The sequence below is a fragment of the Streptomyces sp. NPDC020362 genome, from assembly GCF_040642095.1.
Classification (GTDB): domain Bacteria; phylum Actinomycetota; class Actinomycetes; order Streptomycetales; family Streptomycetaceae; genus Streptomyces.
Genome location: NZ_JBFAET010000121.1, coordinates 1 through 12,046 on the forward strand (window position 1 = coordinate 1; position 12,046 = coordinate 12,046).

Sequence of the window (12,046 nt, forward strand, 5' to 3'; positions counted from 1 at the left end):
CGCCCTGCCACGAACCGCTCCCCCTCCCTTCCCCTCTTTCCCTCCCCCTCCCTGACACGAGCCACTGGGACGTCATGCAGATCCAAGACCTTCCGTATCCCGACCCCGGCGTACCTGACGCACGCTCGGGTCCTCGCTTCCTGTGGTGGCTCTGGCGCAACCAGTTGGGCGGCCAGCTCAAGTCGCTGGCCTGGGGGGTTCTGCACTTCGTCTCGGTCTCCGTGCTTCCCTTCTGCGTCGGTCTCGCCGTCCAGGCCGTCATCGACCACTCCGGCACCCGGCTCGCCCTGACGGGTGGTCTGATGGCGCTGTGCGCCACCGGGATCGCCGTCGGCGACACCTTCCTGCACCGGACAGCCGTCACGAACTGGATCACCGCCGCCGCCCGGGTGCAGCAGTTGCTGGCACGCAAGGCGGCCCAGCTGGGCTCCGCACTGACCCGGCGGGTCGCTGCCGGTGAGGTGGTGGCCGTCTCCACCGGCGACGTGGAGAAGATCGGCTGGTTCGTCGAGGCCGTCTCCCGGTTCACCGCGGCCGCGTTGACGGTCGTCGTGGTCTGTGTCGGCCTGCTCCTCTACCAGCCCGCTCTGGGTGTGGTCGTCGCCGTCGGCGTACCCGTCGTGGCGCTCGCGGTGCTGCCGCTGCTGCCCCGGGCCACGCGCCGGGCCGACATCCAGCGAGAGAAGGCGGGCCGGGCCACCGAGCTGGCCTCGGACACCGTCGCGGGGCTTCGCGTGCTGCGCGGCATCGGCGGCGAGGAACTGTTCCTCGACCGCTACCGCAGCGCCTCGCAGGAAGTACGGCAGGCAGCCGTGCGCAGCGCCCGGATGTGGTCGCTGATCTCCGCGATCCAGGTACTGCTGCCCGGGCTGCTGCTGATCGGGGTCGTCTGGCACGGCGTCCACCTGGCCCGCCAGGGGCGGATCACGGTCGGCGAACTGGTCACCGTCTACAGCGCGGTCATGGTCCTCAACTACCCGCTGCGGCACTTCGAGGAGATCGCCATGGCGTACTCCTTCTCGCGACCGTCGGCCAAACGCGCCGCGCGCGTGCTGTCGCTCCAGCGGACCACGGACGTCGAAGGGGTGCGCCGGGCCGAGGTGCCGGACGGCGACCTGTACGACCCCGCCACCGGTCTGCTCGCGCCCGCCGCCCGGCTCACCGCCGTGGTCTGCGGCGACCCGGACGCCGCCGGACGGCTCGCGGAACGGCTGGGCGGCCACCCCGCCGAGCCGAGCCCTTCCGCCTCCGTGCTGCTCGGCGGGGTACCGCTCGACGATCTCCCGCTCGACAGCGCCCGCACCGCCGTCCTGGTCCAGGACAAGGACCCGGTGCTGCTGTCCGGCTCGCTGCGCGAGCTGCTGGCCGTGCCCTCCTCCGGCGCGGTGCGCGCCGAGGACGCGCTGGCGGCGGCGCAGTGCGAGGACGTCCTGGAGGCACTGGTGCAGGGATCGCTGGACGCCGCCGATCCGCTGGACGCCCGTATCACCGAGCGCGGCCGCTCGTTGTCGGGCGGCCAGCGCCAGCGGCTCGCACTGGCCCGGTCCCTCATCACCGACCCGGAGGTGCTGGTCCTGGACGAGCCCACCTCCGCGGTCGACTCGCACACCGAGGCCCGGATCGCGGACGGGCTGCGCCGGCTGCGCTCGGGCCGGACCACGGTGGTGTTCACCTCGTCGCCGCTGCTGCTGGACCGCGCGGACCGGGTCGTCCTGGTCCATGAGGGCGAGGTCGCCGCGGTCGGTGTGCACCGTGAGCTGGTCGATTCCGAGCCGCGGTACCGGGCCGTGGTGACGCGGGAGACCGAGGACGAGTCGGCCCCGGCAGGCCCCGGGGACGCCGTGGCCGACGGGAACGCCCTGCTGGGTGCTCTCGAAGAGCTGGAAGAGATCGAGGAGAGCGCATGATCGGCGTTGCGCCGCCGGCGTACGACCCGGCGGCCCCGACGACCGCCACCACCCTGCCCGTCGGCGCGGCCGCGACCGTGCGCGCCTACGTGGCCGAACTGTTCCGCCGGCACCGCCGGGCCTTTCTGCTTCTCATCACCGTCAACACGGTGGCCGTGATCGCCTCGATGGTGGGCCCGTACCTGCTCGGCGGCCTCGTCGAACGCGTGTCGGACCGGGCACGGGAGCTTCACCTGGGGCTGACCGCCGGCCTGTTCGTGCTCGCGCTGCTCGTGCAGGCCGTGTTCGTCCGGCAGGTCCGGCTGCGGGGCGCGATGCTCGGCGAACGGATGCTGGCGGACCTGCGCGAGGACTTCCTCGTGCGCTCGGTGGGACTGCCGCCGGGCGTGCTGGAGCGGGCGGGCACCGGCGACCTGCTCTCCCGCATCACCACGGACATCGACCGCCTCGCCAATGCCATGCGGGAGGCCGTGCCGCAGCTGGCGATCGGTGTCGTGTGGGCGCTTCTGCTGCTCGGCGGGCTCGTCGTGACGGCACCGCCGCTGGCGGCCGCCGTCCTGATCGCGGTACCCGTGCTGGTGGTCGGGTGCCGCTGGTACTTCAGACGGGCACCGTCCGGCTACCGCTCCGAGGCCGCCGGTTACGCCGCCGTCGCCGCCGCGCTCGCCGAGACCGTGGACGCGGGACACACGGTTGAGGCCCATCGGCTGGGCGACCGGCGCATCGCCCTGTCGGAGCGGCGGATCAAGGAGTGGACCGCGTGGGAGCGGTACACCCTCTGGCTGCGGTCCGTGCTCTTCCCGGTCATCAACGCGGTGCACATCCTGGTGCTCGGCTCGGTCCTCATGGCCGGCGGAACCTTCGTGCTGCAGGGCTGGATCGGCGTGGGCCAGCTGACCACGGGTGCACTGATCGCGCAGATGCTCGTCGACCCGGTGAACCTGATCCTGCGCTGGTACGACGAGGTGCAGGTCGCCCAGGTGTCGCTGGCCCGCCTGGTCGGCGTCCGGGACATCGCGCCGGACGCCGGGGACGCCTCGCTGGCCCCCGGCGGACGGGACGTCCACGCCGATGCGGTGCACTTCGGCTACCGCGAGGGCGTCGACGTCCTGCGCAAGGTCTCCCTGCAGGTCGCCCCGGGCACGCGGCTGGCCCTGGTAGGCCCCTCCGGCGCCGGAAAGTCCACGCTGGGCCGGCTGCTCGCCGGCATCTACGCTCCCCGGGACGGCCGCATCACCCTGGGCGGCGCGGAACTGTCCCGGATGCCCGCGGAACGCGTCCGCTCGCACGTCGCCCTGGTCAACCAGGAGCATCACGTCTTCGTCGGCTCCCTGCGCGACAACATCCTGCTGGCCCGCACCGACGCCACCGACGCCGAACTGTGGGCGGCGCTCGGCGCCGTCGACGCGGACGGCTGGGCACGGGCGCTGGACGACGGCCTGGACACCGAGGTCGGCTCCGGCGGGGCGTCGCTGACCCCGGCACAGGCCCAGCAGATCGCGCTCGCCCGGCTGGTGCTGGCCGACCCTCACACACTGGTCCTGGACGAGGCGACCTCGCTGCTCGACCCGCGCGCGGCCCGTCATCTGGAACGCTCCCTGGCCCGTGTCCTCGACGGCCGCACGGTGGTCGCCATCGCCCACCGGCTGCACACCGCTCATGACGCCGACGTGATCGCCGTCGTGGAGAACGGCCGCATCAGCGAGCTGGGCAGCCACGAGGAGCTGGTCGCGGCGCAGGGGGCGTACGCGGCGCTGTGGCGGTCGTGGCACGGATGAGGGCCGGGTGGGGCCAGGTTGGCAGGATCCGCGGCTCGATGCGCGTTGCGCGTGCTTGATGCGCACCGGAACGGTTGCCGCTGGGGCACGCCCTCGCCGATGGCGCTGATCCGGCCGGAGACCTCCAGTCCCGGGTACGGCGATGCTCCCGGCGGGACTGGGTACCAGCCCATCCGCTGTGCGACATCTGCGCGGTTGACCGCGCTGGCCACCACGTCGACGATGACCTCGCCCGCAGCCGGGGACGGGTCCTCGGCTGCGGTCCGCTCCAGGACCTCCGGCCGCCCGGGTTCCTTGATCGAAATTGCTTTCCCGTCTCTCCTTCTCGCCCACCCGATGGGGAGCGGTGCGTGCGCCTGCCGGGCGTCGTCGAAATGCTGATGCGAGGGGCGCTGGGTCGGCCCGGCCACGGGCCGGCAGCAGGCCCCATGGCATCGGCCACACGGCATCGCGCTTCTCCCTGGGCCGAGCACTTGCACGGACAGTCGATGCGCTCCATCGCCGGTCTGCCTGTCCGCACCCGTTACGATTTTCCTCACTGTGCCGTTCAGTCGGATTCCCTTGGGCAGCGCAGTGTCGCATCGAGCCCACGAACACGGAGCACAGGCCACGCATTGCGCGGCGAAGGCGTTGGACACCTTCCGGGAAGCCGGGCAGAGCCGTGATCGCCGTCTGGATCTGCGCACGTAGACCGGGACTTCAGTCATCGTCTGCAGGAGGCGGGGCAACGGCCGTTTTCGTACGGATGCGCGTTCGGGTGCGGGTGCGCCATTACGTCACGTCAACTTCTTGAGGACTTCGGCGGCGGCCGGTCCGGCGGAGGCGGGGTTCTGACCGGTGACCAGGTTGCGGTCCACGACCACGTTCGGGGCCCACGGTTCGCCTGCCCGGTAGTCGGCGCCAATCTCGACCAGGCGGTCCTGGAGCAGCCACTTGGCGTTGGCCGCAAGGCCGCCCTGGGTCTCCTCGGCGTTGCTGAAGCCGGTGAGCCGGTAGCCGGCGAAGGCGTTGCCGCCGTCGGCCTTGGAGGCGGCCAGCAGCGCGGCCGGGGCATGACAGACCACGCCGAGCGGCTTGCCGGAGGAGAGGGTGTCGATGAGGAGCCTGCCGGAGGTGGCGTCGACGGCCAGGTCCTCCATCGGGCCGTGGCCACCGGGGTAGAAGACGGCGGCGTAGTCGTCGAGGTCGACGTCCTCCAGTTTGATGGGGTGCTGGATCTCGCTGATCGAGGCGAGGGCGTTCGTCATCTCCTCAGCGCCGTCCTCGCCACCGTTGAACTGCGGCGCCAGGCTGACCCGGTCGAGGGGCGGCACGACACCGCCCGGCGTGGCGATGACGATCTCGTGGCCGGCGGTCGTGAACGCCTGGTACGGGGTGACGGCCTCCTCGGCCCAGAAGCCGGTCGGGTGCTTGGTGCCGTCCGCCAGCGTCCAGTGGTCGGCGCCGGTCATCACGAAAAGGATCTTCGACATGGTGGGTCTCCCAGTGTTGGGTCTATCGGAAGGCGGCACGCAGAGGCGGGCGCCCAAGGTCTCTGTACTGGTTACTCGGCCTCGGCCAAGGCAGCGAGAATCAAGTCGCTTACGGCCTTGGTGGACACCGGGTTCTGGCCCGTGATCAGGCGGCCGTCACGCACGGCATGCGGCGTCATCGGGACAGTGGAGCGCACATACTTGGCTCCCTTCGCGCGCAGTTCGTCCTCCAGGAGGAACGGCACTCTGCTCTTCACGCCGGCCAGCGCTTCCTCGACCGTCGCGAAGCCTGTGACAGTGCGGTTCTGTACGAGCGGTTTCCCGTCGTCGTCTTGGAGGTTGATGAGTGCGCAGGCGCCGTGGCAGACCGAGGAGACGATGCCGCCGCCGACGTAGATGGCCTGGGCTGTTCGCTGCAGGCCAGCGTCATCGGGAAAGTCCCACATGGTGCCATGGCCACCTGTGAAGAAGATCGTGGAGTAGGCGTCCGGATCCACGTCGGCAACAGAAGCGGTGCCTTTCAGGGCGGTCATGAAGGCCGGGTCGGCGAGATAGCTGCGAACCGTCCGATCGGCGAACAACCGGCCGAGGCTTCGAGGGTCGAGTGGCACCTCGCCGCCCGCCGGACTGACCACATCCACAGTGTGGCCGCCCTTGACTGCCTTGTCATAAAAATGGACGAGTTCACCAAGCCATAGGCCGGTCCTATGCTTGCTCGCCCCATAGGTGGCTTGATTGGTCACGACCGCCAGAATCTTTTTCTGTCTCACTTTTCCAGATCTCCTATGTCGGCCGGCTGTGCATTCGGGACCGGCTGAGGAAGAACGACGCCGACGCTGGTGGTCTATGGACCCGGTGCTCTTGGGTCCCGAAACTAAAGCTGCTGAAGTATCCGCGCCAATGAAGAGACCGATGCCAGGTATCGGTGACCCGATGGCTCGTCCCCGAGGACGGGCGGCATGTGGCTGCCATGCGTATCTCGTAGGCTCGGGGCCGTGAGCAATCACGACACTCATGGGTCCGGCCCGCTGGACCTGAACCTGCTGCGCACCTTCCTCGCAGTCCACCGCCTGGGCTCCTTCACCGCCGCTGCACGCCAGCTGAGCCTGTCGCAGTCCACCGTCACCACCCAGATCCGGGCACTGGAGAACCGCCTGGGCCGCGAGCTGTTCGAACGCCGGGCGCAAGGCGTCACTCCGCTGCCCCACGCGGACGAACTCGCCACCCGGCTGTCGGCCCCCCTCGACCAGTTGGCCGTCATCACCGGCGAGGGGCCGTGCAGTACGGTGGCACCGGTGCATCTGGCGGGGCCCGCGGAGTTCATGAGCGTGGCCGGCCTGAAGGTGCTGGCCCCGCTGATCGCGCAAGGCGTCCAGCTGCGGGTGGCCATCGGGCTGACCGAACCGTTGCTCGAAGAACTGCGGGCCGGACGCCACGATCTCGTCGTCGCAACCCGGCGGCCCCGCGGCCGGATGCTGCACGTCGAACTCCTCGCCGACGAGGAATTCGTCCTGGTCGCCGCCCCCGCATGGGCTGAACGGCTCCAGGGGCAGGAACTGCCCACTGCCCTGGACAGCCTCCCACTGATCGCCTATGCCGAGGACCTGCCCATCGCCCGCCGCTACTGGCGCCACGTCTTCGACCGCCGCCTGCACGCCCAGGCCGCAATCACTGTTCCCGACCTGCGCAGCGTTCTCACCGCCGTCACGGCCGGCGCCGGCTGGAGCGTCCTGCCCAGCTACTTGTGCCGAAGCGAACTCGCCTCCGGCGCCCTCCTGCTACTGCACCAGCCGGAGGACCCGCCGATCAACACCGCCTACCTCGTCCAACGCCCGGGCAGCTCCACCAACCCGCACGTGACACTTGTCCGCGAGCACCTCCTGGCCGCGGCGAAGATCTGGTGAGCAACCCAGCAACGCCGGGTCCAACTCGACGCGCCGTGCCTTCTGCCGGTCTCCCGCCCGGGAGCGGTGCCTCAGACGACGGTCGGTACTCGTCTGGATCTGAGAGCGGTGGTGTGCGCCCCGACGATGACGATCGGGAGGACGAAATCCAGGAGGGCGGAGGCAAGGAAGACTCCCGACGGGCCAGGTAGGGCCAGGTATGCCGTACTGGGCGAAGGAGACCAGCCGCCCCGGCGCCCCCGAGGAAGATCGGGACGACCAGGAAGTAGATGAGTACCCCCTGTCAGCGGATCGTCGCCGCAGGCCAGGCGAACAGGGGTGCCCAGCCGATGGAGACGCCTGCGAGGAAGCGGTAGACGTTGTCCGCCTCCGCCCCGCCCGCCGGAGCTCCCTGCGCCGCTTGCACCAGGCCGCCTCCGAGCGCGGTTGCAGTGGCGAGCAGCAGGCGGACACGCACGATCGTGTCGGCTGGTGTGAGCGGGGTGTGAGCCGCCACCATGCCTTGTTGCCTGTCTCGGAGTCGGCCACGGGTTTGATGTTCAGGCCTGCTCGGTGGGGCGTACGAGCAGCTCGGCGACGGCCACGTGTCGTGGGCGGGTGACGATGTAGCCGACGGTGTCGGCGATGTCCTGGCTCTGCAGCCGTTCGATGTCGCCCAGGGCGGCGACGATGTGCTGCTGGATGACGTCGGGGTTGTGCGTGCGCAGTTCGGTGTCGACGCTGCCCGGCTCGACGACGGACACGCGGACGTGCTGGCGTGCCAGTTCCTGGCGCAGTGCCTCGCTGAAGGCGCCGACGCCGAACTTGGTGGCGCTGTACACGGCGGACATGGCGTAGGCGTTGCGGCCGGCGAGCGAGCCGATGTTGACGATGTCGGCGACCTGACGCGGTGCTTCGGCGGCGGCCTTGACCAGGTGGGGGACGGCTGCATGGGCGGTGTACATCAGGCCCATGAGGTTGATGTCGATCATGCGCCGCCAGTCGTTCAGGTCCGCGCTGGGGGCGGGCCCGAGCAGCATGAGGCCGGCGTTGTTGACCAGCGTGTCCAGGCGGCCCAGGTTCTCGACGGTCCGCTCGACCGCTTCCGCGGCGGCCTGGGCAGTGGTGATGTCGGCGGGCACGACCAGGGCCTTGCCTCCGGCGTTGGCGATGTCCGCAGCAAGGTCGGTGAGCCGGTCCTCGCGCCGGCCGACCAGGGCCACGGAGGCGCCCTCGCGGGCAAGCTCCAGGGCCGTGGCGTGGCCGATGCCGCTGGATGCTCCGGTGACCAGGGCGACGGTTCCTTCAAGACGACGAGTCATCGTTCAAGCCTTTCGATGCGCGGCACGGCCACCTTGCTGCGGGCCGTGCGGGACAGGGGGAATACGGCCCTGCTGGTGGAGCCGTACGGAGTGGAGGCCGCTCAAGGCCGGGCCGAGGGCACAATGGTGAAGTGAGCATCACTGGACAGAAGACCACCGACACCGCACGTCAGGGGACCAGGACTACGGGAGACCTGCCCCCTCGCGAGCGCCTCGTGCAGGCCGCGTCGCGGCTGTTCTATTACGAGGGCGTCCGCGCGATCGGCGTGGAGCGACTGATTGCCGAGGCTGGGGTGACGAAGGCGACCTTCTACCGCCACTTCGCCTCCAAGGACGACCTGGTCGTGGCCTACCTGCTGTCCAAGGACGCCTACTACAAGGAGGTGGCCGAACCGCTGGCCGCCGGGCACCCGCCCGCGGAGGCGCTCGACCTGATCTTCGAGGCGATCGCCGAGCACGCCCGCGAGCGCGGATTTCGCGGATCGCCGTTCCTGAACGCGGCTGCCGAGTACCCGGACGCCGACCATCCGGTCCGCGACCTGGTGGCATCCCACCGGGACTGGATCCGCACCCTCTTCCAGGAGCTGCTCACCCGGCTCGGCCACACCGACCCCGCCTCGGCCGCCCGTGCACTCCTGATGCTGTACGACGGCGCCATGGCCGCCGGCTACCTGGACGACTCGACGACCGCCCACAAGACCCTGCTGGACGCGGCCCGGCTGATCCGGTCGGGCGGCTGACCCCATCGAGGCCACACGGAACACCGGCCCTCTGTCGGCCCCCGGGCAAGCCGGGGTGCGGATTGGCTTCATGGAGCTTCTTCTCTGTTCGACGTGCACCGGGACCCACTTGCAGTTGCTTCCTTGGTGGGCAGTCCCGCCCAGAAGGCCGAGATGCCGCCAAAGAGAAGTAGGAAGACCGGTCGTTCTACCTCGACGATAACCCCCTTGGTGTACTCGCGCCAGCGGTCGAGCGGCTTGTGGGATCCCTCACGGGCCGCTGCTGCCCCGGAGGGCCTTCCGGCCTGTGCCGCCGAACCCGCCTGCTCCCTCCCTGATCTCCCGGCGTCACCTTCGGACCTGTCACGGCTCCGAAGTGAAGACCCAGTCATGCAGCGACGGAGCCCGGCCGGTTCCGGTTCGTGTGGATTTTCTGCAGGCACTCCCAACCGCATGAGCAGGCAGAACGTCATGCAGTCACGACCGATTGCGCCCGTATCGACTTGCGCATTTCCGCAGGCAGAGGCGATGTCGAAAGAGGAGCAAAAACCCTGCCCGACTCCGCTCGGGGCATGCCCGTTCTCCTGCCCGCGTCCCGGCCCAGGAGGCCAGGCGCAGTCCCGGCGGACAGTTCCCGCGGGATGCCGCGGTGGACCCGGACCTCGTCGACGGCCTGGGGATACGGTCGCCGCAGCAGCCCTTGCGGCCACACCAGGAGCATCCCGGGCGGATCAAGAATCAAGGGGTTCCGCCTCCACGAGCGGCCGGGGCCGCGGGCGCGGCGGAAGACGGCGGTGGGTCCGATGACGCCGAGCCCAGGCCTGTCGCGGACGCGGGCTTCGGTCCCCCGACGGGCCTCGCGGACGTCATCGAGACTGATCCTGCCGGCAGACCTGGCCAGCGCTGCGGGGGTCCTCCCCTTCAGCATCAGGGGGTCAGACTGCCGCGGTGCAGACCGGCGGCGTCCTTCGGCTGGTAGGCGATCGCGCACAGGTCGTCGTCGTGCGTGGCCGGCTCGGTGAGGCGCGGGTCTCCCCCAGCTGCTGCCGCCGACGAAGTGAGCAGTACGAGCTCTCCTGGCTTGAGCGTCGCGATGCGTCGCGGTGACGGGAGCGGCTTCCATGGGTGAGCGACGTGCCGGTCCAGGGTGAGGGCGGCCCGGCGACGGACGACATTCGATTGGGTCTGCACCAGGCTTGCGGAAGACCCCAGGCTCCAGAGGGGGCGGCACCAGATGGTCCCGGCCAAGGGCCAGGGGAGGGCAGTGGCATCCGAACAGGCGTAACCCCTCTGCCCAGTTGCCTGGTGCCGCCGTCAGCCGGGGAGCCGTCGAGAACCCGGGAACGCGTCGGCGTTGCTACTGGTCACCTGGCTGACTCCACCACATCGACCTCACCCCGCCGGCGCGCTGATCTCCCTTTTGAGAATCTTGCCGCTGGGGCCGGTCGGCAGCGTGTCCACGAGCCACACCTCGCGCGGGTACTTGTACGCCGCCACCCGTTCCTTGACGAACTGCCGGAGTTCGTCGGGTGTGACCTGCGCCTTCGGGCGCAGCACCACCGCGGCCGCGATCTCCTCACCCAGATGTGCGTCGGCCACGCCCACCACCGCGGCCAGCGCAACGGCCGGGTGCTCGTGGAGCACCTCCTCGATCTCGCGCGGGTAGACGTTGTAACCGCCGCGGATGATCATGTCCTTCTTGCGGTCGACGATGTACAGGTAGCCGTCCTCGTCCTGGCGCGCAAGGTCGCCGCTGCGCAGCCAGCCATCCGGGATGGCGGCTGCCGTCTCCTCCGGGCGGTTCCAGTACCCCTTCATCACGTTCGGCCCGCGAACGGCCAGTTCGCCGATCTCGCCGGGAGCCACGTCCTGGCCCTTGTCGTCGAGGAGCCGCACCTCCACGTCCTTGATCGGGGTGCCGATGGACCCGGCCTTGCGCGTCCGGTCGGGGTGGTTGAAGGTGACCACCGGACTCGTCTCGGACATGCCGAAGCCCTCCAGCACCACGCAGCCGAAGCGACGCTCGAAGCCGTGCAGGATCTCCACCGGCAGCGAGGCTCCGCCGGAGACGCACATCCGCAGCGCAGTCACGTCGGCCTCCGAAGGGTGTTGGAGCAGCGCCGCGTACATGGTCGGTACGCCCTCGAAGATCGTCGCCCGGTCGCGGGCGATGGCGTCCAGCACGGCCTGCGGGTCGAAGCGGGGAATCAGGGTGAGAGAGGCACCGGCGCGGACGGCCACGCTCATCGTGCAGATCTGGCCGAAGATGTGAAACAGCGGCAGACAGCCCACGACCACGTCCTCCGCCGTCACCCGCTGCACATGGACCGCGTTGACCTCGGTGTTGTGCCGCAGCCCGGCGTGGGTGAGCGTGGCGCCCTTGGGGCGGCCCGTGGTGCCTGAGGTGTACAGCAGCACAGCCACGTCCTCGCAGTCCGGCTCGATCAGCTCCGGCAGCGGCTCGTGACGGGCCAGCAGGCCCGCGAAGGCGGTGGGCTCGACGGCCATGTGCCGCACTTCGGCGGCGGCCGCGCCCTGCGCACCCTCGCCCGGCGCCTGGTGCCACTCGAAGAGCATCTTCGCGCCCGAGTCGCGCAGGTGGTACTCGGTCTCCCTGGTCTTCAGCAGCGGGTTCATCGGCACGACGACCGCTCCGGCGCGCAGCACGCCGTAGTACAGGACGACGAACTCGGGAACGTTCGGCAGCATCAGAGCGACCCGGTCTCCCGGTCGTACGCCCTCGGCCCGCAGCAGCGCGGCGGCGCGGGCGCTGTGCTCGTCGAGTTCCGCGTAGCTGGTGACCTGGCTCCCCAGTCGCAGCGCGGGGCGTTCCGGCTGCCGCCGTGCCGTCTCCACCAGGAACTCCGCCAGATTGGCCATGACCGCCTCCACGAACGTCGCCGTCGAAATCCGCTGTTCACGTTGACGACATCGTGCAGATGTCCGTGGCGACGGCCTATGTGGG

At 70.1% G+C, this 12,046-nt stretch carries 10 protein-coding genes and 1 pseudogene; 4 read left to right on the forward strand and 7 right to left on the reverse strand.

Annotation, left to right across the window (positions count from 1 at the left end; all coding sequences use genetic code 11):
- The first annotated feature begins 74 nt into the window (after positions 1-74).
- Positions 75-1,907 (forward strand): ABC transporter ATP-binding protein, encoded by a 1,833-nt coding sequence (locus tag AB0H32_RS31900; protein ID WP_361127689.1) that lies wholly within the window; start codon positions 75-77, stop codon positions 1,905-1,907.
- Positions 1,904-3,685: an ABC transporter ATP-binding protein gene (locus AB0H32_RS31905; protein WP_361127692.1), complete on the forward strand. Its 1,782-nt coding sequence runs from the start codon at positions 1,904-1,906 to the stop codon at positions 3,683-3,685. The genes AB0H32_RS31900 and AB0H32_RS31905 overlap by 4 nt, the downstream gene beginning before the upstream one ends.
- 86 nt (positions 3,686-3,771) lie before the next feature.
- Here the strand turns inward: AB0H32_RS31905 and AB0H32_RS31910 are convergent.
- From AB0H32_RS31910 to AB0H32_RS31920, 3 genes and pseudogenes are all read right to left on the reverse strand, one after another.
- Positions 3,772-4,023: pseudogene (locus tag AB0H32_RS31910) on the reverse strand (hypothetical protein); the annotation flags it as partial.
- A 438-nt stretch (positions 4,024-4,461) separates the two neighbouring features.
- On the reverse strand, positions 4,462-5,157 hold the full coding sequence (locus AB0H32_RS31915) for a type 1 glutamine amidotransferase domain-containing protein (RefSeq protein WP_361127695.1): 696 nt from the start codon (positions 5,155-5,157) through the stop codon (positions 4,462-4,464).
- A 71-nt stretch (positions 5,158-5,228) separates the two neighbouring features.
- A complete protein-coding gene (locus AB0H32_RS31920) occupies positions 5,229-5,927 on the reverse strand; it encodes a type 1 glutamine amidotransferase domain-containing protein (RefSeq protein ID WP_361127698.1) in 699 nt (232 codons plus the stop codon).
- 225 nt (positions 5,928-6,152) lie between these two features.
- Here AB0H32_RS31920 and AB0H32_RS31925 point away from each other — a divergent pair, with 225 nt between their 5' ends.
- The gene (locus AB0H32_RS31925; RefSeq protein ID WP_361127701.1) at positions 6,153-7,061 is read left to right on the forward strand and encodes a LysR family transcriptional regulator; all 909 of its coding nucleotides are present in this window, start codon (positions 6,153-6,155) and stop codon (positions 7,059-7,061) included.
- Between the two features lie 283 nt (positions 7,062-7,344).
- Here AB0H32_RS31925 and AB0H32_RS31930 read toward each other — a convergent pair whose 3' ends face one another.
- On the reverse strand, positions 7,345-7,560 hold the full coding sequence (locus AB0H32_RS31930) for a hypothetical protein (protein WP_361127703.1): 216 nt from the start codon (positions 7,558-7,560) through the stop codon (positions 7,345-7,347).
- A 40-nt stretch (positions 7,561-7,600) separates the two neighbouring features.
- Complete coding sequence (locus AB0H32_RS31935) at positions 7,601-8,362, reverse strand: SDR family NAD(P)-dependent oxidoreductase (RefSeq protein WP_361127706.1); 762 nt, start codon at positions 8,360-8,362, stop codon at positions 7,601-7,603.
- A 131-nt stretch (positions 8,363-8,493) separates the two neighbouring features.
- Here AB0H32_RS31935 and AB0H32_RS31940 point away from each other — a divergent pair, with 131 nt between their 5' ends.
- Positions 8,494-9,102 (forward strand): TetR/AcrR family transcriptional regulator, encoded by a 609-nt coding sequence (locus tag AB0H32_RS31940; protein ID WP_361127709.1) that lies wholly within the window; start codon positions 8,494-8,496, stop codon positions 9,100-9,102.
- Positions 9,103-10,008: 906 nt separating this feature from the next.
- Here the strand turns inward: AB0H32_RS31940 and AB0H32_RS31945 are convergent.
- Together AB0H32_RS31945 and AB0H32_RS31950 are read right to left on the reverse strand one after the other, a co-directional pair.
- Positions 10,009-10,272 (reverse strand): hypothetical protein, encoded by a 264-nt coding sequence (locus AB0H32_RS31945; RefSeq protein ID WP_361127712.1) that lies wholly within the window; start codon positions 10,270-10,272, stop codon positions 10,009-10,011.
- 201 nt (positions 10,273-10,473) lie between these two features.
- Entirely contained in the window at positions 10,474-11,961 is a 1,488-nt protein-coding gene (locus AB0H32_RS31950; RefSeq protein WP_361127715.1) for a long-chain fatty acid--CoA ligase, read from the reverse strand.
- Between the last annotated feature and the right edge of the window lie 85 nt (positions 11,962-12,046).